The sequence below is a fragment of the Lentzea sp. NEAU-D7 genome, assembly GCF_026242055.1.
Classification (GTDB): Bacteria; Actinomycetota; Actinomycetes; order Mycobacteriales; family Pseudonocardiaceae; genus Lentzea.
Map to the genome: position 1 here is coordinate 227592 of NZ_JAPJDL010000011.1, position 26757 is coordinate 254348.

The following is a 26757-nucleotide window of genomic DNA, read 5'->3' on the forward strand; positions in this document are numbered from 1 at the left end:
TATCGCCCGCATATTCACACCGCGGCCAGGTGCCGTTCTTCCACCGGCGCGTGCTGGGGACGCCACCACCACCAGGACACCAGCGAGGCCAGCGCCGCCCCCGCGGCGTTGAGCAGCACGTCGTCCACAGAGGACACGCGGTCCAGTCGCAGCACGAACTGCGCGATCTCCAGGAACGCGGAGCAGGCCGCCGCGAACGCCAGCACCCGCCACACCGACCGCAGGCCCGCGAACCTCAGCGGGCCGAAGAACCCCAGCGCCGCGAACACCAGCATGTTGCCGACGATCTGACCCGTGTCGCCGTGGGCGAGGAGGTCGAGGACGTCCGCGAACGGCACCAGGCTCAGCTCGCCCGTGACGCCCGGGGTCTCGCCCGGCAGCATGATGATCCAGACCCACGGCAGCGTCCCGTAGAAGAGGCCGACCTCGGCGAACGAGTTCCGCCACGGCCTCGCGGTGCCCTGGGACCTCCGGTAGAGCGCCAGAAGCAGCATGACCAGCACGGCCACCGGTATCCCCAGCACCGCGCCGACCACGACCCCGGTCTCCGTACCGACCCACTCCTGCCAGGTGTTGAGCACGCTCCCAGTGAAGGCGCACGGCCGTTGCGAGGGTGTACGCGTTTTTCGATACGCGGACGATATGCGGACCGGTTCGGCCGGGAGGCGGATCAGCGGGCGGGCCGGATGGGCGGTCCGGGAGGGCCTCGCGGAGAATGCCTGACGTGCTGGAGGCGAGGCTGCTTGCGACGGTGTCCCGTCTCGCGGGTCCCATCCGCGGCGCCGGTGTCGTCCTGATCAGCCTCTTCGGCGCCTTCTCGCTCAACTCGCCGCTGGGCTGGTCGCTGTTCGCGGCGGTCGCGGTGAGCACGGTCGCCGACTTCCGGTTGCCCCGCGTGGCGTTGCCGGTGGCGTTCCTCCGCGTCGTGGTGCTGTCGGTGGTGCTGGGGGCCGACGCCGACCAGTGGGTGATGACGGTGCTCACCACGACGCTGATCACCTGGCAGTGGCAGTGGCCGCCGAAGGTCACCGTTCCCGCGACGGCCGCGTTGCTCGCGGTGCAGGTCATGACCACCGGGCCGGGGGTGCTCGTGCGGGCGGTGCTGGAGTCGGTGCTCGCCCGGCTGTCCTACGAGCTGCTGCGCAGGTCGAGCCGGAGGGTCGACGCGCTGAGGGAGCGCGCCGCGGAGCGGAGCCGGGCCGCGGCCGTCGCTCTCGACCAGGGCAGGCGGGAGCGGGAGTACCTCGCCCTGCTGCACGACACGGCTGCCGCCACGTTCCTGATGGCCGCGCACGGTGGTGATCCGGAGGAGGTCGCCGCTCAGGCTCGCCGGGACCTGGTCGTGCTGGCCGAGCGGGGCAACGCGCAGGGGACCGTGGACCTCGGGGCCGCACTCACCGCCGTGGCGCGGGACAGCCCCGTGCACGTGCGGGTGGAGGCCGAGGTCGTGCCGGTGCCGGCCGGGGTGGCCCTGCAGTTCGTGCGGGCCGCGCGTGAGCTGCTCACGAACGTCGAACGTCACGCGGGCACTGCCGAAGCCGAGCTGACGGTGACGCGGGGACGGGGCGCGGTGGTCGTCGTCCAGGACGGCGGCCGGGGCTTCGTGCCCGCCGAGGTGCCCGAACACCGGCGTGGCCTGCGCGGATCCGTGGTCGGGCGCCTCGAGGCCACCGGCGGCACCGCGGTGGTCGAGTCGAGCCCGGCGGGCACCACCGCGCGGCTGGAGTGGACCGCCGATGACTGACCACACCGTCGCCACGACCACCAGGCAGGTCCTGCTGGTCGTCGTCTTCGCCGTCCAGCTCGTCCTGATGCTGCCCTCGCTCGTCGCCCATCCGCACGGCACGGCGGCGTGGATCGCGTACGGGCTGCTCACGGCCGTGCTGGCGGTCGTGGCCGGGTGCACCGCGGCCGCGGTGCCGACACCGGCCTTCCTCGCCGTCGCACCCCTCGTCGCGTCGGTGCTGGCGACGACGGCGCTGCCCGCCGGAGCGTCGTTCAGCCCGGCGGACTGGGGGTTCGGGCTCGTCGGCTGGTACCTGCTGCTGGTGCTGGTCGAAAGGCCGATGGCGCTGGTGGCGGCACTGAGCGCGCACATCTGCTTCAGCATCGCCTGGTTCGCGCGCGAGGGAGGCGGTGACGCCGGCACGGCCGGGGTCGTGATCCTCAGCGGCACGAGTTTCCAGCTCGGAGTCCTGGTGGTCACGCGCGTCCTGCACCGCGACGCCGGGCTGGCCGCCGAGGCCGCCGCCGAGCACGACGCCGCCCGCACCCGCGAAGAGCTCGCCCGCCAGCGGGAACAGGACCTGCGGGCCGGGTTCGAGGGCCAGCTGGGCGCCCTGCTGCCGCTGCTCGCCGACCTCGCCGACGAACGCGTGAGCGCGGCCGACCAGACGACCAGGCTGCGCTGCTCGGTCGCGGCCGTGCAGCTGCGCAGGTTGTTCGCGGAGAACGACGACGTGCCCGACCCGTTGCTGCACGAACTGACCGCGTGTGTGGACGTCGCCGAACGGCGCGGTGTCGTCGTCTCGCTCGCTGTCAGCGGCACGGCCACGCCAGTGCCGACGGAGGTGCGCCGCGAGCTGGTCGCGCCGATGGCCCAGGCGCTCGCCGTCGCGGACGGACGTGCGAAGGTGAGCCTGCTGCGCACCGCGACGGAGGTGCGCGTGGCGGTCGTGGCGGACGCGCCGGAAGCACTGCCGGCACCGGGCAGGACGGGAGCGGTCGTCGTCGAGACGAGCGTCCACAGCGGACTGGTGAGGAGCGAGGCGAGATGGCGGACGACGTGACGGCGGTCGTGGTCGACGACCATCCCGTCGTGCGCGCGGGAGTCGCGCACTGGCTGTCCACGGCGGACATCGAGCTCGTGGCGAGCGGCGAGGACCCCGAGGTGGCCTGGACCGGTCCCGGCGCGAGCGCGGCGGTCGTCGTGCTCGACCTGCACCTCGGCGGCGTCGCGCCCGCCACGTCCGCGCTGCGCAAGCTCGTCGAGGACGGCCGCAGGGTCGTCGTCTACTCGATGCGCGCCGACGACGAGATCGTCCTGCAGTGCCTGGAGATCGGCGCGCTCAGCTACCTGACCAAGGCCGAGGGCGCCGACCACCTCGTGCAGGCCGTCAAGGCGGCCGCCGAAGGGCAGTCGTACACGCCGCCGGCTCTCGCGGGCGCGCTGGCGGGCGACAGGTCGGACACGAGGCCCGCCCTCTCGCCGCGCGAGACCGAGGTCCTGGTCGAGTGGTTCCAGTCCGAGTCGAAGGAGTTCGTGGCGCAACGCCTGAACATCACGCTCAGCACGGTGAACTCCCACCTGGAGCGGATCAGGGTCAAGTACGCGGCGATCGGCAGGCAGGCGCCGACCAAGGCGGCGCTCGTCGCGCGGGCGATCCAGGACGGGCTGATCGGCCTCGACGACCTCTGAGTCCGGCGTGTGGTGCGAACGACCGATACCGCCGCTCCGGCATCCGGCCTAGCGTCCAGGGCAACCCAGGTTCCGCAGTCCGAGGAGTTCCGCAGTGACGCACGCCCGTGGCCCCCTGTTCATCGCCTCCGTCGCGGCGGCGGGCCTGCTGCTGTCGGCCTGCGGCTCCGAGACCGGCGGCACCGCGACACCCGCCACGGACACGACGACGTCCACCGCGACGAGCACCGAGGAGACCTCCACCTCGAAGGAGGCGCCGCCGGTCCCGGCCGGTGGGGACGTCACGGCTCCCGGCTCGAAGCTCAAGGTCGGCGCCCGCGCGGTGATCCCCGTCGCCACCGGGGACAAGACCGGCACCATCGCCATCACCGTCACGGCCATCGAGGCGGGCGCGAAGGAGGACCTGGCGAAGTTCGGCGACAAGGCCAAGAACATCACGCCGTTCTACCTGCGGGCCAAGGTCGAGAACCTCAGCGGCACCGACCTGAGCTTCACCTCGATCGGCCTGCGCGGCCTCGGTGAGGACGGCAAGGGCACCGGCGTGATCATCAGCGGTGACACCCCGAAGTGCGACTCCACCAGCGCGCCCAAGACGTTCAAGGCGGCCGGTGAGACGTACGAGACGTGCGTGCTGAGCGCGGCGCAGGACGGCCTCAAGGTCGCGGCGGCCGAGTACAACCGCGGCGACGACTACGTCAAGTCGCCGATCGTCTGGCAGAGCTGAGCCGCTGGCCCGCGGGGTCGACGAGGGGTCCCCGCGGCTCAGCGACCGCTCTGCACCAGCCCGTTGATGTGCGCGTACGCCACGGCGTGCACCCGGTCGCGCAACCCGAGCTTCGCCAGCACCCGTGAGACGTGCGTCTTCACGGTCTCGTCCCCGACGTGCAGCCGCGCGGCGATCTCGGCGTTGCTGCAGGCCGCCGCGACGAGCTGCAGCACCTCCCGTTCGCGCGCGGTGAGCAGCTCGAGCTCCGGCGGCGTCGGGGGAGGGGCGAGGCTGACGGCGAACCGCGCGATCAGCCGTTGCGTCACCGACGGGTCGATCAACGCGTCCCCGCGCGCCGCCACCCGCACCGCCGAGATCAGCTCCTCGGGCGGCAGCGACTTCAGCAGGAACCCGCTGGCCCCCGCCTTGAGCGCGCGGTAGACGTACTCGTCGGTGTCGTAGGTCGTCAGCAGCAGCACCTTCGTGCGGTTCGCCGGGTCGGCCAGGATCATCTCCGTCGCGCCGAGCCCGTCCAGCTTGGGCATCCGGATGTCGAGCACGGCCACGTCCGGGCGCAGCCGCGCGACCTCCGCCACCGCGGCCCTGCCGTCCGCGACCTCCGCGACGCACCGGAGGTCGTCCTGCGTGTCGAAGATCGCGCGCATCCCGGAGCGCAGCATCGCGTGGTCGTCGGCCAGCAGCACCGTCAACGTCATGACGCCTCCAGGGGGAACGTGACAGTCGTGCGCCAGGTGCGGCCGTCCTCGTCGAGCCCGGACCTGGTCCTGCCGTCGAACATGCCCGCGCGGTTGCGGATGCCGACGAGGCCGCGGCGCACCGAGCCGGAGTCGTCACCGGAACCCGCCTTGTTCCGCGACGCGATGGTGAGCGAGTCCGTCGCGTACTCCAGCGTCACCGTCACGCCGGACGCGTCGCCGTGCCGCAGGGCGTTGGTGAGCATCTCCTGGATGATCCGGTAGACCGTGATGTCCAACGACTCCGGCACGTCCCTCCGCTGCCCGCGCACCTCCAGCCGGGCCGGCAGGCCCGCCGCGCGCACGCCGTCGAGCAGCTCGTCGAGGTTGTCGAGCCCGGGCTGCCGCGCGCCCTCGGACTTGTCGCCGTGCAACAGGTCGAGTAGGTGCCGGAGGTCGACCATGGCCGCGCGGCTGGACGTCTCGACCGCGCGCAACGAGTTCGTGAGCTTCGGATTGCCCTCCGGCAGACCGAGGCGGGCGGCGCCGGCGTGCAGGTTGATCGCGCTCACGTGGTGGATGATCACGTCGTGCAGGTCGCGGGCGATCGCACCGCGTTCCTCGGTGATCGCCTTGGTGACCGCCGCCTTCGCGTCCTTCTCCGCCATCGCCGACCGCTTCTCCAGCTCGGCCAGGTACGCGCGGCGCGCCGTCGTGTAGCGGCCGACGAGCCACGGCAGCAGCGCGCCCTTGGCCGCCACCAGCACCGCGTACAGCGGGCCGTAGCCGTTGACGACCATGCACGCCATCAGGCTGGCCGACAGCAGCCCGAGCGAGGTGTACGCCGGTGTGCCGCGCAGCCACGCCCCCGCCCGGTACCCGGCGATCAGCAGACCCGCGTCGTTGGCGTCGATCCCGTTGCGCATCCCGACGAGGACGATCACCGGCACGGCCGCCTGCGCCGCCGCCACCCACAGAGACAGCCGGGCCGGACCGGCCAGCATCGCGTCGACGGCCAGCGTCATCAGCAGCACGACCGCGGTCTGCGGCAACGGTTCGCGGTCGAGCAGCACGAACCCGCCGTCCACGACCATGCACACGGTCGCGACCAGCCACGACTGGTGCTTGAGGGGCAGCTTGATCAGATCCATCGAGCGCAATCCTGCCCGATGGCGCCCCTGAGAACCTCCCGCTTCGCAGGGGTCGGAGATCCCCCGCGCGGGGGATGCGATTTCCGACTTGGCAGTGACGCGGCGGCGAGGCCGTGATCGATACGTTCGGTCGCGATGAAACGACTTGTCGTGACCTTCCTGCTCGCGCTGGCGGCGCTCCTGGGGATCGCCGCCCCCGCCCTCGCCGACGGCGCACAGTCCGGCGCCGACATCCACGTCGCGCAGAGCCTCGGCGACCGCGACCTCACGGTGATCATCCGCCGGGTCGCGGAGGTGCCGGGGCCGGTGCACGTCGACGTGGTGACGCACGCCGGCACGCCGCCGGGCGAGCTGACGCTGACGTTGCGCGCGGCCGGCGCGCCCAGCAGCACCGCCAAGGTCGTCCTCGGTGCCACGCCCGGATTCCACTCCGGGCTGCTGCACGTGGACCGGCCCGGTCCGTGGGAGCTCGCGGTCGACGAGGCCACCATCCCGTTCGTCGTGCCGGCGCTCGTGCCGTCGCCGTGGGAGAACGCGACCTACGGAGGTTTCATCGCGGCCGGGGTGCTGTTGCTGGCGGCACTCCTGCTGGCGGTGTTCGGCAGGATCGGCCTCGCTGTGGTGCCCACCGCGGGCGTGGTCGCCGCGGTGGCGGTCGGCGTGACGGCGGCGTTGCTGGCGCCGAGCATCCCGCCGGTCGCGGCGCCCGGTACGCACCTCGATCCGACGTACGACAACGTCATGAACCCGTACGAGCGCACGTCCATTGTGGACTTCTCGCGTCCGCCGGTGAACATGGTGCCCCGCATGGACGACGAGGACCTCGTGCTGAACCTGACCGACGGCTCGTCGGGACGGCCGGTGGACGACCTGCTGGTGCACGACAGCGCGTTCATCCACCTCGTCGTGGTGTCGCCGTCCGGGCACCTGCGCCACCTGCATCCGGTCCGCACGGCGCCGGGCGAGTTCCGCGCGAGGCTGACCGACCCCGAACAGGGCGAGCACGCGGTCGCCGCCGAGATCGCCCGGCGCGGCGGGGGAGTGCAGCTCCTGCGGTCGAGCGTCGAGGTCTCCGGCACGGCCGCTCCCCGCCACGACGCGCAGGCCGAGACGGCGATGGAGATCCGCGAGGCGGGCAGGCCGAGCACGATCACCGCCAAGTTCGGCGAGCGCGACCTGCAGCCGTGGCTGGGCATGCTCGGGCACATGATCGTCGTCGGCCCGGTCACCGGCACCGCCGCGGACGCCCCGATCTGGGCGCACGTGCACTCCATGCTCCCGCAGACCCCCGGCCTGCCCGACAGGCCCGACGAGAGCGTGGCCGCCTACGGGCCGGACGTGCCGTTCACCTACTCGTTCCCGTTGCCGGGCAGGTATCTCGTGTGGATCCAGGTCGAACGGGACTACTCGGTCGTCACCGTGCCGAAGGTCGTCGACGTCCCGGCGGGGAAGGTGGCCTCGAAGTGAAGCGTTCGACGACAGCCGTCGTGGCCGGGGTGATCGCGGTGGTGGCCGCCTTGCTGGTGCTGTGGCCGCGCGGGGTCGAGGCCCGGCCGCACCTCGCGGAGAGCGCACAGCTCCGGTTCGAGCTCACGCCCGCCAGCACGCGGTCCGGCAGCAACTCGTTCGACCTGCGGATCACCGACCGGTCCGGCAACGCCGCCGACGGCGACGTGACGGTCGAACCGGCGATGCCGCAGATGGGCCACGCGCTCGCGCCGATCACGGCGGCACCCCGGGCCCCTGGCCGGTACGAGGTCGCGGGCGTCGACCTGTTCATGGCGGGCCAATGGGAAATCACGTTGTCACTGCGCGGCGAGCGGGTCGTCATCCCGCTCCTGCTCACCTAGAAGGGGGAGGAATGACTGTGCACATCACGGCGACGGCAGCGTCGTCGGCGAGGACGGTCCCGAGGGGGCTGGTCCCGGCGAGCGCCGTCGTCGGCGGCACCCTGATCTCGTTGATCGGCCTGACCTGGGACATCCAGTGGCACTCCGACGTCGGCCCGGACACGTTCTTCACCCTGCCGCACCTGTTCCTGTACGCGGGCAGCGCGATCTCGGGCCTGGCGAGCCTCGCCGTCGTGCTGCTGACGACGGCGGACTCCAAGCGCGGCAAGGTCGTCGACCCGATGGTCGGCGGGCGCGCGGTCGGCGTGTTCGGCCGCACGTTCGCCGCCCCGGTCGGGTACCTGATCTCCGGCATCGGCGCGGCGCTGTTCCTGGTCTACGGACTGTGGGACCAGTGGTGGCACGGCCTGTACGGCTTCGACGCCGTGATCGACTCGCCGCCGCACATCGGGCTGCTGCTGTCGATCTCGATCACGATGGTCGGCGCGGTCATGATCTTCGCGGTCGCACGCGACCAGCGCTGGGGAACGTACGGCGTCGCCGCCGCGGCGGGCACCCTGCTCGCGTTCAGCATGGTGACCGTGCTCGGCCTGCGCGCGTTGCCCGGCGGTGCCGTCAACACGGTCAACGCGGGTAGTGCGTTCTTCTCGGTGATGATCCTGTTCATGGGCGCGTACGTCCTGAAGCGACGCGGTGGCGCGCTGGCCGTCGGGATCGTCGTGGCGCTGCTGCAGGCCGTGTTCTGGTGGTTCTCGCCGTGGGCCACCGACGTCTACGCGGACGCCACCGGCCTGCCGTTGCGCGACTACGCGGACGGGATCCCCGGACTGCCCAACATGATCCCGATGAGCCTGATCCTCGTCGCGGTCGCGGTGGAGCTGCTGCACAAGGTGCCCGCCTGGCTCACCGGCGCGATCGGCGGCGTGATCATCACCGCCTGCGCGCCGCTGCAGCGGATGCTCGTGCAGGGCAGCAACTTCCCCGCTCTCGAACGGTACGTGGCCACCGTCGTGGCGGGCGCGGTGCTCGGCGCCCTCGCCGGCGTGCTCGGCCGGCGGTTCGGCCACATGCTCCGCCACCTCGCACCCGCAAAGGAGGACAGCCATGCGTAAGACGTTGCTGGGACTCGCGGGCACGGTCGCGCTGCTGTTCGGACTGGCCGCCCCCGCGCTGGCCTTCGAACCGGTGAACGTCGTGCACACCGAGAAGGTGCAGGCGGGACCGTACGACCTGACCATCGGCTTCAGCACGTGGCCGGTGAAAGCCATGCAGTCGCTGGACTTCACCTTCGCGCCCGAGAACGGGATCGAGGGCAAGAAGGGCACGCTGACGCTGTTCCGCGAGGGCGTGGAGGACGACGGCGGCCCGCTCGCCCGGCACCCCCGCAAGCGCGAGGTGTGGGGCCTGGACATCTTCGCCCTGCCCGAACCCGGGACGTGGACCATGCGCTTCGAGGTCGACGGTCCGGCGGGCGCGGGCACGGGTGAGCTGAAGAACCTCCAGGTGATGGAGCAGCCGGGGCCGCCCATGGGGCTGTCCTGGGCGATCAGCACGATCCCGCTGTTCGGGCTGATCGCGTTGATCGTGGTCGCCTGGCGCAGGACGCGCGCCGCGGTCGACTAGTCCGTGTCCCGGAAGTCCCGTCGGGCGGCGGTGTCGTCTCCGGGTCTCTCGCCCGCGCCTGCCACCGGACGAACTTCCGGGACACGGCCTAGCACACGAGGTCCGAACTCCACCCGGCCACCTGACCGGGTGAAGTTCGGTCCGAAAGGCTGCACCAGCTGGATTTTCGGCAACGCGGTCGGATACCCAGTTCGCCGTGCGCTTGCCTCACGCGGTTTGGATCGGCGGGCTCCTGGTGCCCGCGCTGCTCGCCACCACCGGCGTGTTCGTCCACGGCGGTGGCGTCGAACGGACGCTGCACTCCGACGTGCGCACAGCGCTGGGAAAGGCCGGCTACCACGGCGTGGTCGCGGTGGACGGCCGATCGGTCGTGGTCAGCGAGGTCTCGCCGCGCTCGGTCGACGCGGTGCGCGCCGTGGTGTCCGACGTGGACGGTGTCGGCGGCACCGAGGTGCGCGCGGCCGAGCCCGAGCAGCTGCTCGTGGCGGTGCGCGGCGGTGAGATCCTGGTGTCCGGCGCCGTCGCCGACGACGCGGAACGCCGCGCGCTGATGGAAGCCGTGCGGTCCGAGGACCACCGCGTCACCGCCGCGCTCCGGCTCGGCGGCCTGCTGCCGATCCCTCCCGCCGTGATCGGGCGGGTGCTCTCCGCCGCGCTGTCCGCGAAGGTGTCGGACGTGACCACGACCATCCACAACGGACAGGTCGTGGTCGCCGCCAGGGTGCCCGACGAGGCCAGGGCGACCGCGGTCCGCGACGCCGTCCGGGAGGCGGCGAACGGCCTGCAGGTCACCGACCGCATCGAGGTCGGCTCGTCCGCGACGGCCGGCGACCTGAACGTCGCGGCCCTGCACGACTCGATCTCCCGCCTGGTCAACGGCAACGGCGCGATCCGGTTCGTGCAGGGCACCACCGCCTACGAAGGCCACGGCCCCGTGCTCGTCGAACGCGTCGGCCGCATGCTGCTGGTCGCCCCGCGCGCCTCGATCACGCTGGTGGCGCACGGCACGGACCAGGCGATGGCGGCGAAACGCGGCGAGCTGGTCCGCGACGTCCTCGTCGGCCAGGGCGTGGCGCCCGCGTTGATCGCCATCGAGACCCGTCCCGCCCCCGGCGGCGAGTACGACCCGGCCACACGCCAGGTCGACGTCGTAGTCCGTTAGGAGTTCGCTGTGCTCTGGTTGTTCTCGCAGATGTTCCTGCTGTGCCTGGTGTCTTTCGCCGTCGGCTCGCTGGTGACGTGGCTGTCGGTCCGCGGTCGCCTGCAGCCCGAACGCCCGAAGACGCGCCTCGCGCTGCCCGCACCCCGCCCGGCGGCCGAGCAGGTGGTGATCGCCGAACAGGCCCTGGCACCGGCCGGCCCGAAGCCGGCCAGGCAGGAACCGCTGCCGGTCAAGGGCAACTCGAAGACGATGGTCTACCACACGCCCGACTCGCCGTACTACCGGCGGATGAAGGGCGACATGGCGTTCGCGTCGGAAGCCGACGCCGTGTCGGCCGGTTACCGGATGTGGACCACCAAGGGCCGCGTCAGGGCCTGAGGCCGGCTCGCGGCACCGGGCGGGATCACCGCTTCAGCAGGTCGCGGATCGCCCCCGCGACGACGTCCGGTGCCTCCTCGGCCATGAAGTGTCCACAGGAGACCGTGCGGTGGTCGAGGTCGGGTGCCCACGCCTGCCACAGCGCCTTGGCGTCGAAGCCGAGCGCCGCGCCCCAGTCCTGCTGCAGCACGGTGACCGGCATCTCCAGCTGGTTCCCCGCGTTCCTGTCCGCGGTGTCGTGCTCGACGTCGATGGTCGCCGAGGCCCGGTAGTCCGCGACGATCGACGTGACGGCCTCGCGGCTCGTGCGCAGGTACTCGGCCCGGACGTCCGCGGGGAACGGCTGCCCGCTCCAGATGTCGAGGAAGTGGCCGAAGAACGCGTCCGGGGTCGCGCTGATCATCTGCTCGGCGAGGCCGGGCGGCTGGGCCATCAGGAACAGGTGGAACCCGACGGCGGCGGACGTGCCGCGCATGACGTCCCACATGTCCAGCGTCGGCAGCACGTCGAGCGACGCGAGGTGCGTGACGTGCCTCGGGTGGTCGAGGCCGGTCCGGAACGCGACGAGCGCGCCCCGGTCGTGCCCGGCCAGGGCGAACGTGTCGTGCCCGAACGCACGGGCGACCTCCACGACGTCGGCGGCCATCGTGCGCTTGGCGTAGGTGAGACCGGTGTCGGCGGGCTTGTCGCTGGCGCCGTAGCCGCGCAGGTCCGGCATGATCACGGTGTGGTCGGCGGCCAGGTCGGCGGCGACGTGCCGCCACATGAGGTGGGTCTGCGGGAAGCCGTGCAGCAGCACGACCGGGCTGCCCTGGCCGGTGGTGGCCACGTTCAGCTCGATGCCCTCGGAGACCTGAACGCGCTGGTAGTTGAATGCGGTGTGGTTCACGGGACCACTGTGCGGGTGCCCGATCAGCAACCGATCAGCGTTAGGGTCAGCGGGTGGTGACGTTCGGGGTGCTGGGCCCGCTGACCGCGGGATCCGCCCGCCTCGGCGGCCCGAAGCAGCGGGCGGTGCTGGCACGCCTGCTGGTGGCCCGGCGCCGGGTCGTCCCGGTGCGCACGCTCGTCGACGACCTGTGGGAGGACCCGCCCGAGGGTGCCGTCGGCACGGTGCAGACGTTCGTCGGCGCGCTGCGCAAGGCGCTGGAACCCGATCGTCCACCCCGGACCCCCTCGACGCTGCTGGTGACCGAGGGCACGGGGTACGCGCTGCTCGCGTCGGACGTGGACGCGTGGCGGTTCGAGGAGATGCTCGGCGGCGACCTGTCCGTGCTCGACGATGCGCTGGCACTGTGGCGCGGACCCGCCTACGCCGAGTTCTCCGACGAGCACTGGGCGCGCGCCGAGATCGACCGGCTCGAGGAGCTGCGGCTGGTGGCCGTGGAACGCCGGGCCGAGGCCGCGCTGGCTCTCGGCCGTGCCGCGGGTGTCGTCGCCGACCTGCGCGCGCACCTGGCGGAGCACCCGTGGCGGGAGAAGGCGTGGAGCCTGCTCGCGCTGGCGCTGTACCGCGAAGGCCGTCAGGGCGAGGCGCTCGAAGCGGTGCGCGAGGCACGGCACGCGCTCGTCGAGGACCTGGGCGTGGATCCGGGGCCGGAGCTCCGCGCGCTGGAGTCGGACATCCTCGCCCAGTCACCCCGCCTCACGCCTGCGGCCGCGCCGACGCTGGTGGGAAGGTCCGCGGAGCTGGCGGCCCTCGAGTCCGCCGTGCCCGCGGCGGGACTGGGGCTCGCCCTCGTGACCGGCGAGGCCGGTGCCGGCAAGACCGCGCTGGCCGAGGCGTTCAGCGCCGTGCTGCGCACGAGGGGGTGGACGGCGGTGTGGGCGCGCTGCCCGGAGGACGCACCGGTGGCGTGGCCGTGGCAGCAGGTGGTGGAGGCGCTGGGGGAGTCGTTGCCCGCCACCGACCGGTTCCACCTGCGCCGCGCGATCGTGTCCACCGTGGAGTCCGCCGCTCCGGTGCTGGTCGTGCTGGACGACCTGCACCAGGCCGACGAGGAGACCCTCGCGGTGCTGGCCGCGTTCACGGCGGCCCGGCTCTCCGGCCGGGTGCTGGTCGTCGCGACCTCCCGCACCGCCGTGCCGCTCGAAGCCCTGGCCCGCGCCGACCCCGTCCGCGTCGAGCTCGGCGGCCTGGACGAGGAGGCGGTCGCCGCCATCGTGGGACCACTGCACGCGCGTGCCGTCCACGAGCGCAGCGGCGGCAACCCGTTCTACGTCAAGGAACTCGCGCGGCTGGTCGCCTCGGGCGGTGACCTCGGTTCGGTTCCGGCAGGGGTGCGGGACGTGCTGCGGCACCGGCTCGCCGGGGTGCCGGCCGAGGTGCGGACCGTGCTGCGCCAGGCCTCCGTGCTGGGACGGGACGTCGAGGTGGACCTGCTGGCCGCCCTGGCGGGCCACGACGTCCTCGACGCGCTGGACCTCGCGATCGAGGCGGGGTTCGTCGTGGAGGTCGCGCCGGGCCGCGCCCGGTTCACGCACGCGCTGGTGCGCGACAACCTGTACGAGGAGGTGTCGCTGACCAGGCGTGCTCGCTGGCACGAGGCGGTCGCCGAGGCGGTGAGCCCCGCTGACGTCCAGACGCGGGCACACCACTACGCCCTCGCGGGGACGAGAAGCGCCGCGGCGGTGCGGGCACTGGCCGAGGCGGCGGAGCAGACTCGTTCGCCCGGTGAGGCGGTGCGTTTGTGGAAGGCCGCGATCGCGGCCGGCTCGGAGCGGCCCGACCTGCTGACCGGCCTGGTCAGGGCGCTGGCGGTGAGCGGGGACCTGGAAGGGGCACGAGAACGGAGGTCGGCGGCCCTGCGCCTGGCCGCCGGTCCCGAGGAGGTGGCCGAGCTGATCGGGTCGTTCGACGTCCCCGGGATCTGGACCACGAACGACGACCCGGCCCACTCCGCCGAACTCGCCGCCGCCGCGGAACGCGTCCTCCCGTCGTTCCCCGGCCCCACCTCCACCCGCGCCCGCCTGCTCGCCACGATCGCGATGGAGGAACGAGGCACCGGCGCCCGCCTGGCGGAGGCGCGGGAAGCCGAGGCCATCGCGCGTGACCTCGGCGATCCCGGGCTGCTCGCGTTCGCGCTGAACGCCCGCTTCATGCACACCTTCCACCGCACCGGCCTGGCGGGGGAGCGGGCCGCGATCGGCCGCGAACTCGTCGAGGTTGCGGCAGGACGCCTGGTCACGCACGAGGTCCTCGGCCACCTGATCCTCGTCCAGGCCTGCTCCGCGCTCGCCGACTTCGGCACGGCCGACCGCCACGCGGCCGCAGCCGACGCCCTGGCCCAGCGCCACGACCTGCCGCTGGTGGGCGTCTTCACCGACTGGTACGCGGCGCTGAAGCTCGCGGCGTCGGGCCGGACGTCCGAGGCCGACCGCGCCTACCGGGCGGCCGCCGGCCGCGTCCGGGGAACCGGCATGTGGGGCATGGAACGCGGACTGCTGCCGCTGGCCCTGCTCAGCCTGCACGGTCCGTCCTCAGTGGACCTGACCGACGACTGGGGCCCGCACCTGGACTGGGTTCGCCCGCTGGTGCTGCCCCACGACGAGGCGCTGGAGGCCGCACGCGCGTTGCCGGACGGACCGGCGGACCTGCTCATCGAGGTGAGAGCCTGCCTGCTGGCCATGGCGGCGGCGAGGCTGCGAGACGAGGAACTGCGCGAGCGCGCACGCGCGTTGTTGTTGCCCGCCAAGGACGAGCTGGTGGCGGGCACCGGGCTGTTCACCTTCGGCCCGGTGGCGAATTACCTAGGCCGCTAGGGCGGGCCCGAGCAGCAGGCCGCCGTCCAGCACGAACTCCGAGCCGGTCGCGAACGCCGCCTCTCGCGACGCCAGGTAGAGCACCAGCGCGGTGAACTCGGCGGGCTCGCCCAGTCGTGGCACGGCGAACGGAGCGGGGGAGTAGAGCTCGCCGATCGCGGGCTGCCCGGCCACGACCGGTTCGGTGATCAGCGGGGTCGACACCACGCCGGGGTGGACCGAGTTCACGCGGATGCCGTCGCGGCCCAGCTCCAGCGCCGCGGTCCTGGTCAGCCCGCGCAGCGCCCACTTGCTCGCGACATAGGGCGCGTAGAACGGTGAGCCCACGTTGGCCATGGTCGAGGCGATGTTCACGATCGACCCGCCGCCGGCCCTCCGCAGCGACGGCGCACCGTGTTTGATGCCGAGGAACTGCCCGGTCAGGTTCACCGCGAGCGTGCGGTCCCAGACCTCGCGCGAGGTGTCCTCGATCAGGGCGGCCGGGTGCTGCGCGCCGGCGTTGTTCACCAGCACCGACACCGGCCCGAACCGTTCCTCCGCGGTGCGGACGGCCTCGGACCACGCGTCCTCGTCCGTCACGTCGAGCCGCACGGCGAGGGCCCGCTCGCCGAGTTCCTCCGCCGCTTTCGCCCCCGCGTCGAGGTCCCGTGCGGCGATCACGACCCGCGCGCCTTCGGCGTGGAAGCCCCGCACGTGGCTCGCGCCCATTCCGCTCGTCGCGCCGGTGATGAACACCGTCTGCCCGTCGAAGCGTCCCATCGGTCTCCTCCAGTGGTGAGATGAGTGACTCACCTCGGAACCGTAGGCATCGGTCGGTGGTGAGTCAAGTGACTCACCTCGTGGCATACTGGCGGGGTGCCGACCTACCACGAGCGCATGGCGGAGCAGAAGCGGACGGCGATCGTCGACGCCGCCACCCGGCTGTTCCTGGAGTCCGGCTACGACAAGACCTCGCTCGCGCGCATCGCCGACGCGGCCGGGGTGTCGAAGGCGACGCTGTTCAAGCAGTTCCCGACGAAGGCCGAGCTGTTCGACGCGATCGTCACGGACTACTGGCGCACCGAGGAGGGCGCGCTCACCCCGCAGCCGGGTGATCCGCGCAGGGGCCTGACGGCGCTCGGCAACCGGTACGTGGCACTGCTGACGCGGCCGGGCATGGTCGCGCTGTTCCGCATCGTCATCGCGGAGGCGCCGCGCTTCCCCGAGCTCGGGCAGACGCAGTTCAAGCTGGGCAAACAGCCGTTCTTCGACACCGTGCGCGACTACCTCGCCGCCGAGCACGAGGCCGGCACGCTGACCGTCGAGGACCCGGTCCTGGCGGCCACGCAGTTCCTCGGCATGATCTCGAACTTCGCGTTCTGGCCCCGCATGCTGCTGGTGAACTGGTCGCCCACCGAGAAGGCCATGGCCCACTCGGTGGACGAGGCGGTCCAGACGGTCCTGGCCCGCCACGCGGTCACAGCGGCAACCGGCGCAGCGCGGGCTTGAGGACCTTCCCGGACCCCGTGCGCGGCAGTTCGGCGACCACCTCGACGTGGACCGGGATCTTGTACTTCGCCAGGCGCGGCAACAGGAACTCCCGCAACCCGGCGGCGTCCACCACCGCGCCGTCGCGAGGCCGGACGAACGCCCGTCCGACCTCGCCCCAGCGCTGGTCCGGCACCCCGACGACGGCGACCTCCGCGACGTCCGGGTGCGAGGTGATCGCGTTCTCCACCTCGGCCGGGTAGACGTTCTCGCCGCCGGAGATGTACATGTCCTTGAGCCGGTCGAGGACGTACAGGTGCCCGTCGTCGAGCCGTCCCAGGTCGCCGGTGCGGAACCAGCCGTCGGAGGTGAACGCGGCCGCGGTGGCGACCGGGTCGTTCCAGTAGCCCGGCGTGACGTTCGGGCCTTCCACCTCGATCTCGCCCGTGCCGGCGAGCCGCAGATCACCGAAGAACACCGGGGGACCGGCCGAACCCGCCTTCCGCACGCTGTCGGCGGCCTCCAGGAACGTGGCGCCGGGCGCGGTCTCGGTGAGGCCGTAGCCCTGGCAGAACACCAGGCCCCGGTCCTGGTAGGCGCGGATCACCGCGTCCGGCACCGCCGCCCCGCCGCACAGCAGCACCCGCAACGACGACAGGTCCGCGTCGTGCCACGACGAGGAGGCGGCCAGGTCGGCGTACATCGTGGACACCCCGAACATCCACGTCACGCGCTGGGTCTCGATCAGCGAGACGCACTCGGCGACGTCCCAGCGCGAGGTGATCACGCTGCGCCCGCCCTTGGCGAACGTGGGCAGCAACGTCTGGGCGAGCGCGGCGACGTGGAACAGCGGCGCGCTGACCAGGGCGACGTCGTCCGAGGCGATGTCGACGCCGATCATCAGGTTGAAGGTGTTCCACAGCAGGTTGGCGTGGCTGAGCATCGCGCCCTTGGGCCTGCCGGTGGTGCCGGAGGTGTAGAGGATCAGGGCGATGTCGTCGGCGCCGACCGGCTCGTCCAGTGGCTCGCCGGAGCCCTGGAGCAGCCAGTCCTCGTACGCGGCCAGCGACACCGCCCGCGGGTGCTCCACCTGGTGCGACGGCGCGTGCACCAGCACGTGCGCACCGCAGTCGGCGAGCTGGTAGTTGATCTCGGCAGGGGTCAGGCGGAAGTTCAGCGGTACGAAGATCGCGCCCAGCTGGTGCGCGGCGAACATCGTCTCGGCGAACGACGGGTGGTTCGGGCCGAGGTACGCGACCCGGTCACCGTGCCGGACCCCGAGCTCCCGCAACCGCCACGCCAGCCGGGTCGTGCGGACGGCGACCTCCTCGTACGTGGAGGAAACGCCGTCGCAGGTGAACGCCTCACGCTTCGGCGCCATGCGTGCTCGGCGGTGTGGCCAGCTGCCCAGTCCCGCGTTGCGCATTCCTGTCTCCTGTCAGGCTGGTCCGGCTGGTCTCGTGCAGCGTCACCGTGCAGATGACGGTGAGCAGGCAGAACGCCGCGAGGATGAACGGGATCGCGCCCGTGCCGGAGGACTTCTGCACCTGCGCGAAGAGCAACGGCGCGAGCCCCGCGCCCAGACCCGCCAGCTGGTAGCCGAGCGAGGCGCCGGTGTACCGGCTGCCGGTGTTGAACAGCTCGCTGTAGAGCGCGGCCAGCGGCCCGTACATCATCGGGTGGATCACGGCCTGGCCGAGCACGAGCGCGATGACGATGAACCCGTTGTCCACCATGGGGAACAGCACGAACCCGAACGCCGCCATCAGCACGGCGCCGACGAGCACGACGGGCCGGCGCCCGACCCTGTCGGACATCGCCGACCAGCCGATGATGCCGATCACCGCGAGCGCCGAGGACAGAGTCAGCGCGTTGAGGATCATCTGCCTGCTGTTGCCCGCCTGCACGCCGTACGCCAGGACGAACGTCGTCAGGGTCGACTGCGCGACGAACGCCGAGAGGCCGACGCCCACGCCCAGCGCCAGCGTGCGCGGGTGGTTGCGCAGCACGTCGAGCAACGGCATGGAGCCCGGCTTGCGCTCGGCCTGGAAGACCGGCGTCTCCTCGACCTTCATCCGCACGAACAGGCCGATGCCCAGCAGCACCACGCTCAGCAGGAACGGCACCCGCCAGCCCCAGTCGAGGAACGCCTGCTCGCCGACCAGCGCGGCGGTGCCGGTCAGCGCGGCCGTCGACAGCACCATGCCGCACGGCGCGCCGGCGTTGGTGAAGCTCGCCCACAGCCCGCGCCGGGAGGTGGCGTGCTCGGCCGACATGAGCACGGCGCCGCCCCACTCGCCGCCGACGGAGATGCCCTGCACGACCCGCAGCAGGACCAGTCCGGCCGGCGCGAGCCAGCCGACCTGGGCGTAGGTGGGCAGCAGGCCGATCAGGAAGCTCGCCACGCCCATCAGGCTCATGGTCAGCACGAGCATCTTCTTGCGCCCCAGCAGGTCCCCGTAGTGTCCGAAGAGGATTCCGCCGAGCGGCCGGGCGAGGTAGCCGGTGGCGAACGTGCCGAAGCTCGCGATCGTGCCGACCAGCGGGTCCAGCGAGGAGAAGAAGACCTTGTTGAACACGACCGCGGAGGCCGTGGCGTAGAGCAGGAAGTCGTAGTACTCGATCACACTGCCGAGAAAGCTCGACCCGACTGCACGGCGTAACTGCGTTGTTGGCGCCATGGCTTCACCTCATGTGTAGTGGCGGTAGACGGCACGTGCGACGCAAGCGGGCTTCGCGGAGCCCTCGATCTCGACGGTGAAGTCGACGGTGAGCTGCACGCCGTCGCCCGGCACGTCCTCGACGGACGCGACCTGGCCGAGCAGCCGGATCTTGGCGCCGACCGGCACGGGCGCGGGGAACCGCACCTTGTCCAGCCCGTAGTTCAGGCTCATCCGCACGCCCGAGACGTCGAGCAGCTCGCTCATCAGCGGGATGAGCAGCGCCAGCGTCAGGTAGCCGTGTGCGATCGTGCCGCCGAACGGGCCGGAGGCGGCGCGTTCCGGGTCGACGTGGATCCACTGGTGGTCGTCGGTGGCGGTGGCGAACGTGTCGACGCGGCTCTGGTCGATCTGCAGCCAGTCGGTGTGGCCGAGGCTCTGCCCCGCCAGGGCCCTGAGTTCTGCGATTCCTTGGACGGAGATGGTCACGCGTCCTCCTTCACGAGTCCGAGCAGACGGGCGGCGTTGTGCTTGAGGATCTTGGGACGGACCTCGTCGGAGATGTCCAGCTTCGCGAAGTCGGCCAGCCAGCGGTCGGGGGTGATGACGGGGTGGTCCGACCCGAACAGGACCTTGTCCTGCAGCAGGGTGTTGGCGTAGCGGACGAGCTGCGGCGGGAAGTACTTCGGCGACCAGCCGGACAGGTCGATGTGCACGAACGGCTTGTGCGTGGCCACCGCGAGCGCCTCGTCCTGCCACGGGAACGACGGGTGCGCGAGCACGATCCGCAGGTGCGGGAAGTCCACGGCGACGTCGTCCACGAGCATCGGGTTGGAGTGCTTGAGCCTGATGCCACCGCCGCCGGGCACGCCGGCGCCGATACCGGTCTGTCCGCTGTGGAACAGCGCGGGCACGCCGAGCTCCTCGATCACCTCGTACAGCGGGTACGCCATCCGGTCGTCCGGCGAGAAGTCCTGGAGGCTCGGGTGGAACTTGAAGCCCCGCACGCCGTGCTCCTCGACGAGCCTGCGCGCCTCGCGGACGGCCGTGCGGCCCTTCCAGGGGTCGACGCTCGCGAACGGGATCAGCACGTCGGCGTGTTCGGCGCAGGACGCGGCGATCTCCTCGTTGGAGATGCGCGGGTGGCCGGTGGCGTGCTCCGCGTCGACGGTGAAGATGACCGCGGCCATCTTCCGCTCGCGGTAGATCTCGGCCGTCTCGGCGATGGTCGGCTGGCGGTGGGCGGCCTTGAAGTACTTCGCGGACGCCTCGACCAGCGCGGGACTGAGGGAGCTGTGGCCGTCGGCGGAGATCTCCGCGTGGGTGTGGACGTCGATGGCGACGAGGCTGTCCACATCCATTCTGGGAACGTTCATCGGGCCACCGGCTGCGGGATCCCGTAGGTCTCGGCCTCGAACTCGCCGAACCGCTCGGCGATCGCGTCCGCCTGCCAGCCGCCGTCCGCGAACAGGACCTGCTTCTCGGCGGGGTGCGACCAGAGCGCGAGCCGGTCGCCGCCGATGCCGATCGCCTGTCCCGTCACGCCCTTCGCCGCGTCCGAGGCGAGGTAGACGATCAGTCCCGCGACGTCCTCGACGGTGCCGAGCCCCTCGTCGCGCCGCACCCACTCCGGCAGTGGCGCGCCGGTGCGTTCCGACTCCTCGATCAGCGGCGCGAACGCCGGGATCGTGCGGGTCATCTCGGTTGCGGCGACGGGGACGACCGCGTTGACGGCGATGTCGGACCGCGCGAGCTCCAGCGCCCAGGTCCGCGCCATGGCGGCGATCCCGGCCTTGGCGGCGGCGTAGTTGGTCTGCCCGAAGTTGCCGCGCTGGCCGGCGGGCGACGAGACCAGCACGAGGCTGCCGCCCGTGCCCTGCTCCCGCATCCGCACGGCCGCGGCCCGGGCGCAGGTGAAGGTGCCGCGCAGGTGCACGTTGATCACGGCGTCGAAGTCGTCGTCGCTCATCTTCCACAGCACGCGGTCGCGCAGGATGCCCGCGTTGGTGACCAGCACGTCGAGCCGGCCGAACTCCTCGACGGCGGCGTCCACGAGCGACTGGGCGGTCTCGGCCGTCCCGACCGGAGCGACCACCGCGCGTCCGCCGATGCCCGCCGCGACCTCGTGGACGACCTCGTCCACGTCGTTGGCGACGACCCGGGCCCCGTTGCGCGCCAACGCTTCCGCGTACGCCCGGCCCAGCCCGCGACCGGCACCGGTGACGATCGCGACCTTTCCCGACAGCTCCATCAGGCGAGTCCTCTCCGTGGGGATCGCGACCCAAAGTAGGGCATATTCATGACGCTCGTCTAGATGCTGCCCAACATGTATCGTGAGCGGTGTGACGCCCCAGTCCCTGATGCTGAACTTCCTCGGCCTGTACGTGCTGGGCCGCGACATCGCGGTCTACTCGGGCAGCGTGATCGACGTCTTCGGGCGCGTGGACGTCTCGGAGGAGGCGGTGCGCTCCACGCTGACGCGCATGACGTCGCGCGGTCTGCTCGCCAAGCACCGCAACGGCCGCAAGGTCTACTTCGGACTCACCGCCCGCGCGACGGCGGTGCTGCAGGACGGCGAGCGCCGCATCTGGCAGCGCGGCGCGGTCAACCGGGACTGGGACGGCACCTGGACCCTGGTCGGCTTCTCGCTGCCGGAGGGTCGCCGGGGCGAACGACACGACCTGCGCTCACAGCTGCAGTGGGCGGGCTTCGGCCCGGTGCAGAACGGCCTGTGGATCGCGCCCGGCGCCCGCGACGTGACCGAGCTGGTCGAGGGGCTGGCGGAGAACGTCACGGTCTTCACCGCCCAGCACGCCAAGCCGACCGAGGCGGCGGACCTCGCGCGCCGCGCGTTCGACACGGCCGCCATCGCCGCCCGCTACCAGGACTTCCTGGCGAAGTGGCGCGAGCCGGACGCCTCGCTGCCGGACGACCTGGCCCGCCAGCTGGTGCTGCACGGCGACTGGCTCGACCTCGTGCGCCAGGACCCGCACCTGCCGGCCGAGCTGCTGGCGGGCGACTGGCCCGCGATCGAGGCGGAGCGGTTGTTCCAGTCGCTGGCCACCCGTTACACCGGGACGGCGACCCCGCTGGCGGCCGCCGCCATCGAGTCGATCGCGGTGCCGGCTGTCTAGGTCACAGCGCTGACTGGACTGGGGCGCTGTCGAGTCATCATGAAGTGGGCACCCTCGGGAGAGGCTCACGCACGTCACCTGCGGAGCAGCACTCCACCAAATCGATGGAGTGCTGCAAACGCTCTCTGCGCGGTGCGCCGAGCCGGTCCAGGGCGAGCCCGCGGAGGACGGTGTCCTCGAACTCGCCCTGTCGCCCGGATCAGCTCCGAGGCTCGTCCTCGAGCGCGCCGACCAGTTCCGGGTCTTCCGGAGCGGGCATGTGCCGGATGCTGTCACTGCCCTTGTGGTCGTGGGCGCGGCTGTACCGGGAATCCAGCACCCGTCCCAACTTGTGCGCCGCCCCGGCGTACGCGTCGTCCACGGTGGTCGCGTGGTGGGTGACCGCGACCGGCTGCTTGCCTCCCGGCCGCGCCTCGATGACGCACTTCTTGTCCTCCGGCTTGCCGCCCGCGTCCTCGCTGAGGTGCACTTCCACGCGGGTCAACCATCCGCTGAAGCGGGACAGGCTGCTCTCCAGGTCGGTGGTCACATAGGTGGCCAGTCGTTCGCCACCGTGGATGTTGTGGTCGGTGTTGACCTGGATCTGCATGAGCACCCTCCGGAACGGGACAGAAATGGTTCTGGTCGATACCACGGGAGCGGCCGGCTCAAACGCGGCGGCGTTCAGCGCGTGGGATGCCCTGACTCCGCAATTGGGGCGTTGAGCTGCGGTGACCGTCCACCATGGCTGCAAGGGAACGACCCTACAGCGTGGCGTTCTGCCGCACCTGATCCTTGTCCGGTGTGTCGACTGGTGTTCGTCCACAAGAAGCACTCCTTCCACCAGCGGCGGCTGGCTAGACACTGTGCGTGCCCACCACTCGCGCTGGCGCGGGTTCGCGTGTGGACGCAGAGAAGGGAATCCGATGAAGCGATTGACCTCGTCCGTTCTGTTGGCGCTGCTCGTGACCGTCGTGGCGAGCCCGCTGCCGGGTGCCGCTGCCGCGTCAGGCCGGGTGCAGCCGCTCGAACGTGCGCACGCGCACAACGACTACGAGCACGAACGCCCGCTGGCCGACGCCCGCGACCGCGGGTTCACGTCGGTGGAGGCCGACGTGTGGCTGGTGGACGGCGAACTGCGGGTGGCGCACGACCTGGTGGACGCGCGGCCGGGCCGCACACTGCGCAGCCTCTACCTCCAGCCGCTCGCGCAGGTCGTGCGGGCGAACGGGGGTCGCGTCTACCCGCACTGGCGTGGTTCCTTCCAGTTGCTCGTCGACATCAAGAGCGACGGTCCGGCGACGTACAAGGCCGTGGACGAGGCGCTGCGCGAGTTCCGTCCCATGCTCACCCAGTGGGTCGGCGGTCACGAACGACGTGGCGCGGTCGAGGTGGTCATCAGCGGCAACCGGCCGCGTGAGGACATGCTCGCCCAGCGGATCCGGCGGGCCGGCTACGACGGCAGGATGAGCGATCTCGGCACTGGTGTCCCCGCCGCGTTCATGCCGCTCGTCAGCGACAACTGGACGAAGAACTTCACCTGGCAGGGAGTGGGCGCCATGCCCGTGGCCGAGCGGGAGAAGCTGCACCGCATCGTGTCCCAGGCGCACGCCGCCGGCTACCGGGTGCGGTTCTGGGCCACCCCGGACGTGGCGGGTGAGGCTCGCGACGCGGTGTGGCGCGAGCTGCTCACGGCGGGCGTCGACCACATCAACACCGACGACCTCGCAGGCTTGCGGGAGTTCCTCCTGGCCAACGACCCGGCTGAGCGGCGCAAGGGCTGAACCGCGGGCAGGGCAGCGCCGATCAGCGGAACCTGACGAGTTCGACCCGTTACGGCAGCAGGTGCTCGACGGGCACGCCCGGCCGCCGGGCGATCAGCGAGCGCTGGCAGGCTTCCGGTCGCGTTCTACGCAGAGCAGCGCCGCGCCTCTCGGCAGCGCCGACCTGACGGGAGCCAGGTCGGCGCTGCCGAGGATCTCCGCCTCGTACCGGCGGACGTACTCCGCGGCCATCACGCGGCAATCTCCGGGTGGTGTTCGCAAGCGGTCACCACCCGGAGCGTCACGCCACAGCCGTCCCTTCCAGCTCGACCATCAGGTCGGGCAGCGCCAGCCTGCTCACCCCGAGCATCGTGGTCGGCGGCGCCACGCGCGCCTGGCCGAGCCTCGCCGCCAGCACGCCGTAGTGCTGGAACAGCAGGTCGACGTCGGTGGTGTGGACGTTGAGCCGCACGAGGTTCGCGAGGGACATCCCCGCCTCGGCCAGCACCGCCTCCAGGTTGTCGAGGCTCAGTGCCAGCTGCGCCCCCATGTCCCCGGCGTGCTCGGGCTTGCCGTCGCCGTTCGTCGACGTCTGGCCCGCGCAGTACAGCGTCCGGGCCTGCCCGGTGACGACCTCGCCCTGGTGGTAGCCCAGCTCCGCCGACCACGTCCACGGGTTGACCGGCGTTCGTTCCACAGCCACGACAGCTCCATTCGATCTCTTCGACAGTGCCGTCAGCCTCGCAAGCGATACACGACATCCTGTGTCACGTATTCCCGTACGGTTTTCGCATGCGTGCCGACCGGTTGGTCTCGCTGGTCCTGCTGCTGCGGCGGCACGGCCAGCTGTCGGCGGCCAGCCTCGCCCGCGAGCTCGAGGTGTCCACCCGGACGGTCCTGCGCGACATCGAGGCGCTGTCCGCGGCCGGTGTCCCGGTCTACGCCGAACGCGGCCGGCACGGCGGGTTCGCGCTGCTGCCCGGTTTTCAGACGGAGCTCACCGGCCTGAACCACGACGAGGCGCTGGCTCTGCTGGTCGCCGGTTCCCGGCGCGGTGCGCAGGTGTTCGGGCTCGGCTCGTCGCTCGCCTCGGCCGTGCTCAAGGTGGTCGACGCGCTGCCGGAGAGCTACCGGAAGACGGCGGCCGGTGCGGCGGAACGGCTGCTCGTCGATCCGGAGATCGACCTCCTCTCGCGGCGTGCGGTGGAGGAGGAGCTGCCGGACGCGGTGGTGGCGGAGGTCCGTCGCGCGGTGTTCGCGGGGCACCGGCTGCGGATCCGCTACGAGGCCGGGGGCGAGGCGGCGGAGTGGCGCACGGTGGACCCGATCGGGCTGGTCACCGTGCGGGAGCAGGGATACCTGCTGGCCACGAAGGCGGGGGAGGACCGGACCTACCGGCTGTCGCGGATCCTCGCCGCCGAGGAGCTCGACGAACCCGCGCGGCGAGCGGGCCGGGTCGACCTCGGCCGGGCCTGGCAGGAACGCAGCACGCGGTTCCGGACCGGTGGTGACCAGGTCGCCGTGGTGCTGCGGGTGCACCCGGCGCGGCGGGAGGAGCTGGTGGGCACCGCACTGGCCGTGGTCGCCGAGGAGCCCGACGACGGCTGGCTGCGGATGGAGGTCGCGTTCCAGGACGCACGGCACGCGGAGTGGGCGTTGTGGCAGCTCTCGACGAGCGCGGAAGCCCTTGAGCCGCAGTGGTTGCGCACCGCTTTGAAACAGCGGGCCGCCGCGGTCGCCGCCCGGTACGGGCAGGAGGCCCGTTGAGCGGCGAACGCGACTTCAGCCGGTACCTGAACGCGCGGGTGCTCTCGGTCGTCGGCGCCGTGGTGTCCGCGGTGGCGCTGCCCGTCCTCGTCTACCAGCTGACCGGCTCGGCGGGCTGGACGTCCGCGGTCACGGCGGCGGAGGCGTTGCCGTACCTGGTGTTCGGGTTGCCGGCCGGCGCGCTCGCGGACCGGTTGGACCGCCGCTCGATGATGGTGGCGATGGACTTCACGGTCGCCGCCGTGCTGCTGAGCGTGCTCGTGGCGTGGCTGGCGGGCGGACTGACCGCGCCGCACGTCGTGGCGGTGGCGTTCGCGTCGCAGACGGCGTTCGTGTTCTTCGACGCGGCGAACTTCGGTGCGCTGCCGGCGTTGGTGGGCAAGGAGAAGCTGACCGCCGCCTACTCGACGCTCTTCGGGCGCACGACCGTGGTGGAGCTCGTGGTGCCGGGTGTGACGGGCCTGATCGTGGTCGTCGTCGCTCCGGCGGCGCTGTTGGCCGTGAACGCGTTGACGGCTGTGGGCTCGGCACTGTTGTTGCGCGCGATCACGAGCAGCATGGCCACCCCACGACCGGTGAGTGGTGGGAGGCAACTCGTCGCGGACATGCGCGAGGGGTTGCGGTTCCTCTGGCAGGAACCGGTGATCCGGGTCCTCACCCTGGTCGGCGCGACGCACTCGGTGGCCGGTGGCGCGTGGATCGCCCTGCTCGTGCCGTTCGCCGACCAGGTGCTCGGCGTGGAGTCGAAAGGTGACCCGAGGCTCGCGGCCCTGTTCAGCTGCTGGGGCCTGGGCGCGATCCTCGCCTCCCGCCTGCTGCCGCGGGTGACCGCTCGCTGGGGCAGCGCCGGGGTGGCGCTCGGCGCCTTGCCGCTCTCCCTGCTGGGCGGGGTGTTCGTGCTCGTGAGCGGGCACTGGCTGGTGGCGTGCGCGGCGGCGACCTACTGGGGCGTCACCGGTGCCGTCGTGGTGATCAACGGGATCACCTACCGGCAGGAGGTGTGCCCGGAGGAACTGCAGTCTCGGGTCAACACCACTGCGCGGATGATCGCCTGGGGCCTCGGCCGGCCTCTCGGCGCCGCCTTGGGCGGTGCCCTGTCGGTCGCGGCCGGTGATCCGCGCGCGGGCATCGCGGCCGGCCTCGTGGTGCTGGCGGCAGGTGTGCTCGCGGCGTGGGCGTCACCGGTGCTGCGCGGTCAGAAGCACCGCAACGCCACGTGATCCCGGGGCGCAGCGGTGCCGG

29 protein-coding genes are annotated in these 26757 nt (G+C 71.9%); 16 read left to right on the forward strand and 13 right to left on the reverse strand.

Annotated elements, in window-relative coordinates:
* Positions 1 to 14 precede the first annotated feature (14 nt).
* Entirely contained in the window at positions 15 to 581 is a 567-nt protein-coding gene (locus ORI60_RS23485; protein WP_266036701.1) for a VanZ family protein, read from the reverse strand.
* Positions 582 to 715: 134 nt separating this feature from the next.
* On the opposite strand from ORI60_RS23485, the gene ORI60_RS23490 reads away from it, so the two are divergent.
* From ORI60_RS23490 to ORI60_RS23505, 4 genes are all read left to right on the forward strand, one after another.
* The gene (locus tag ORI60_RS23490; protein WP_266036702.1) at positions 716 to 1744 is read left to right on the forward strand and encodes a sensor histidine kinase; all 1029 of its coding nucleotides are present in this window, start codon (positions 716 to 718) and stop codon (positions 1742 to 1744) included.
* Positions 1737 to 2789, forward strand: coding sequence for a hypothetical protein (locus tag ORI60_RS23495; protein WP_266036703.1), 1053 nt, complete (start codon positions 1737 to 1739; stop codon positions 2787 to 2789). The genes ORI60_RS23490 and ORI60_RS23495 overlap by 8 nt, the downstream gene beginning before the upstream one ends.
* The gene (locus ORI60_RS23500) at positions 2774 to 3418 is read left to right on the forward strand and encodes a response regulator transcription factor (RefSeq protein WP_266036705.1); all 645 of its coding nucleotides are present in this window, start codon (positions 2774 to 2776) and stop codon (positions 3416 to 3418) included. Before ORI60_RS23495 ends, ORI60_RS23500 begins: the two co-directional genes overlap by 16 nt.
* Positions 3419 to 3512: 94 nt before the next feature.
* Positions 3513 to 4142: a hypothetical protein gene (locus tag ORI60_RS23505; RefSeq protein ID WP_266036707.1), complete on the forward strand. Its 630-nt coding sequence runs from the start codon at positions 3513 to 3515 to the stop codon at positions 4140 to 4142.
* 38 nt (positions 4143 to 4180) lie between these two features.
* Here the strand turns inward: ORI60_RS23505 and ORI60_RS23510 are convergent, their stop codons facing one another.
* Together ORI60_RS23510 and ORI60_RS23515 are read right to left on the reverse strand one after the other, a co-directional pair.
* On the reverse strand, positions 4181 to 4840 hold the full coding sequence (locus ORI60_RS23510; protein WP_266036708.1) for a response regulator: 660 nt from the start codon (positions 4838 to 4840) through the stop codon (positions 4181 to 4183).
* Positions 4837 to 5970, reverse strand: coding sequence for a sensor histidine kinase (locus ORI60_RS23515; protein WP_266036710.1), 1134 nt, complete (start codon positions 5968 to 5970; stop codon positions 4837 to 4839). Before ORI60_RS23515 ends, ORI60_RS23510 begins: the two co-directional genes overlap by 4 nt.
* A 135-nt stretch (positions 5971 to 6105) precedes the next feature.
* On the opposite strand from ORI60_RS23515, the gene ORI60_RS23520 reads away from it, so the two are divergent.
* From ORI60_RS23520 to ORI60_RS23545, 6 genes are all read left to right on the forward strand, one after another.
* Positions 6106 to 7437: a hypothetical protein gene (locus ORI60_RS23520; RefSeq protein WP_266036712.1), complete on the forward strand. Its 1332-nt coding sequence runs from the start codon at positions 6106 to 6108 to the stop codon at positions 7435 to 7437.
* Complete coding sequence (locus tag ORI60_RS23525) at positions 7434 to 7820, forward strand: FixH family protein (protein ID WP_266036714.1); 387 nt, start codon at positions 7434 to 7436, stop codon at positions 7818 to 7820. The genes ORI60_RS23520 and ORI60_RS23525 overlap by 4 nt, the downstream gene beginning before the upstream one ends.
* Positions 7821 to 7831: 11 nt before the next feature.
* A complete protein-coding gene (locus ORI60_RS23530; protein WP_266036716.1) occupies positions 7832 to 8932 on the forward strand; it encodes a hypothetical protein in 1101 nt (366 codons plus the stop codon).
* The gene (locus ORI60_RS23535) at positions 8925 to 9443 is read left to right on the forward strand and encodes a hypothetical protein (RefSeq protein ID WP_266036718.1); all 519 of its coding nucleotides are present in this window, start codon (positions 8925 to 8927) and stop codon (positions 9441 to 9443) included. The genes ORI60_RS23530 and ORI60_RS23535 overlap by 8 nt, the downstream gene beginning before the upstream one ends.
* Before the next feature lie 196 nt (positions 9444 to 9639).
* Positions 9640 to 10605, forward strand: coding sequence for a hypothetical protein (locus ORI60_RS23540; protein ID WP_266036720.1), 966 nt, complete (start codon positions 9640 to 9642; stop codon positions 10603 to 10605).
* 9 nt (positions 10606 to 10614) lie between these two features.
* Positions 10615 to 10983, forward strand: coding sequence for a hypothetical protein (locus tag ORI60_RS23545; RefSeq protein WP_266036721.1), 369 nt, complete (start codon positions 10615 to 10617; stop codon positions 10981 to 10983).
* Between the two features lie 25 nt (positions 10984 to 11008).
* On the opposite strand, the gene ORI60_RS23550 is transcribed toward ORI60_RS23545, so the two are convergent.
* Positions 11009 to 11872, reverse strand: coding sequence for an alpha/beta fold hydrolase (locus tag ORI60_RS23550; RefSeq protein WP_266036723.1), 864 nt, complete (start codon positions 11870 to 11872; stop codon positions 11009 to 11011).
* 53 nt (positions 11873 to 11925) lie between these two features.
* Here ORI60_RS23550 and ORI60_RS23555 point away from each other — a divergent pair, with 53 nt between their 5' ends.
* Positions 11926 to 14745, forward strand: a complete 2820-nt coding sequence (locus ORI60_RS23555) for a BTAD domain-containing putative transcriptional regulator (protein WP_266036725.1) — start codon at positions 11926 to 11928, stop codon at positions 14743 to 14745.
* Here the strand turns inward: ORI60_RS23555 and ORI60_RS23560 are convergent.
* Positions 14734 to 15504: an SDR family NAD(P)-dependent oxidoreductase gene (locus tag ORI60_RS23560; protein ID WP_266036727.1), complete on the reverse strand. Its 771-nt coding sequence runs from the start codon at positions 15502 to 15504 to the stop codon at positions 14734 to 14736. The genes ORI60_RS23555 and ORI60_RS23560 overlap by 12 nt on opposite strands.
* A 96-nt stretch (positions 15505 to 15600) precedes the next feature.
* On the opposite strand from ORI60_RS23560, the gene ORI60_RS23565 reads away from it, so the two are divergent.
* Positions 15601 to 16233, forward strand: coding sequence for a TetR/AcrR family transcriptional regulator (locus ORI60_RS23565; protein ID WP_266036729.1), 633 nt, complete (start codon positions 15601 to 15603; stop codon positions 16231 to 16233).
* On the opposite strand, the gene ORI60_RS23570 is transcribed toward ORI60_RS23565, so the two are convergent.
* From ORI60_RS23570 to ORI60_RS23590, 5 genes are read right to left on the reverse strand one after another with little or no spacing between them, the layout of a single operon-like run.
* Positions 16202 to 17593, reverse strand: a complete 1392-nt coding sequence (locus ORI60_RS23570; protein ID WP_266036731.1) for an acyl-CoA synthetase — start codon at positions 17591 to 17593, stop codon at positions 16202 to 16204. The genes ORI60_RS23565 and ORI60_RS23570 overlap by 32 nt on opposite strands.
* The gene (locus tag ORI60_RS23575) at positions 17577 to 18893 is read right to left on the reverse strand and encodes an MFS transporter (RefSeq protein WP_266036733.1); all 1317 of its coding nucleotides are present in this window, start codon (positions 18891 to 18893) and stop codon (positions 17577 to 17579) included. Before ORI60_RS23575 ends, ORI60_RS23570 begins: the two co-directional genes overlap by 17 nt.
* 9 nt (positions 18894 to 18902) lie before the next feature.
* Positions 18903 to 19361: a MaoC family dehydratase gene (locus ORI60_RS23580; protein ID WP_266036735.1), complete on the reverse strand. Its 459-nt coding sequence runs from the start codon at positions 19359 to 19361 to the stop codon at positions 18903 to 18905.
* The gene (locus ORI60_RS23585; protein ID WP_266037281.1) at positions 19358 to 20233 is read right to left on the reverse strand and encodes an amidohydrolase family protein; all 876 of its coding nucleotides are present in this window, start codon (positions 20231 to 20233) and stop codon (positions 19358 to 19360) included. The genes ORI60_RS23580 and ORI60_RS23585 overlap by 4 nt, the downstream gene beginning before the upstream one ends.
* A gap of 11 nt (positions 20234 to 20244) precedes the next feature.
* Positions 20245 to 21123 carry an SDR family NAD(P)-dependent oxidoreductase gene (locus ORI60_RS23590; protein ID WP_266036737.1) on the reverse strand — a complete coding sequence of 293 codons (879 nt, stop codon included), beginning with the start codon at positions 21121 to 21123 and terminating at the stop codon, positions 20245 to 20247.
* 91 nt (positions 21124 to 21214) lie between these two features.
* Here ORI60_RS23590 and ORI60_RS23595 point away from each other — a divergent pair, with 91 nt between their 5' ends.
* Positions 21215 to 22006, forward strand: a complete 792-nt coding sequence (locus ORI60_RS23595) for a PaaX family transcriptional regulator C-terminal domain-containing protein (RefSeq protein WP_266036739.1) — start codon at positions 21215 to 21217, stop codon at positions 22004 to 22006.
* A 199-nt stretch (positions 22007 to 22205) separates the two neighbouring features.
* Here ORI60_RS23595 and ORI60_RS23600 read toward each other — a convergent pair whose 3' ends face one another.
* Entirely contained in the window at positions 22206 to 22595 is a 390-nt protein-coding gene (locus tag ORI60_RS23600) for an HPF/RaiA family ribosome-associated protein (protein WP_266036741.1), read from the reverse strand.
* Positions 22596 to 22911: 316 nt separating this feature from the next.
* Here ORI60_RS23600 and ORI60_RS23605 point away from each other — a divergent pair, with 316 nt between their 5' ends.
* A complete protein-coding gene (locus ORI60_RS23605; RefSeq protein WP_266036743.1) occupies positions 22912 to 23769 on the forward strand; it encodes a phosphatidylinositol-specific phospholipase C/glycerophosphodiester phosphodiesterase family protein in 858 nt (285 codons plus the stop codon).
* Between the two features lie 93 nt (positions 23770 to 23862).
* On the opposite strand, the gene ORI60_RS23610 is transcribed toward ORI60_RS23605, so the two are convergent.
* Together ORI60_RS23610 and ORI60_RS23615 are read right to left on the reverse strand one after the other, a co-directional pair.
* On the reverse strand, positions 23863 to 24003 hold the full coding sequence (locus ORI60_RS23610) for a hypothetical protein (protein ID WP_266036744.1): 141 nt from the start codon (positions 24001 to 24003) through the stop codon (positions 23863 to 23865).
* A gap of 46 nt (positions 24004 to 24049) precedes the next feature.
* On the reverse strand, positions 24050 to 24445 hold the full coding sequence (locus ORI60_RS23615; protein WP_266037282.1) for a RidA family protein: 396 nt from the start codon (positions 24443 to 24445) through the stop codon (positions 24050 to 24052).
* A gap of 95 nt (positions 24446 to 24540) precedes the next feature.
* On the opposite strand from ORI60_RS23615, the gene ORI60_RS23620 reads away from it, so the two are divergent.
* Positions 24541 to 25515 carry a helix-turn-helix transcriptional regulator gene (locus ORI60_RS23620; RefSeq protein WP_266036745.1) on the forward strand — a complete coding sequence of 325 codons (975 nt, stop codon included), beginning with the start codon at positions 24541 to 24543 and terminating at the stop codon, positions 25513 to 25515.
* On the forward strand, positions 25512 to 26735 hold the full coding sequence (locus ORI60_RS23625) for an MFS transporter (RefSeq protein WP_266036747.1): 1224 nt from the start codon (positions 25512 to 25514) through the stop codon (positions 26733 to 26735). Before ORI60_RS23620 ends, ORI60_RS23625 begins: the two co-directional genes overlap by 4 nt.
* Positions 26736 to 26757: the final 22 nt, after the last annotated feature.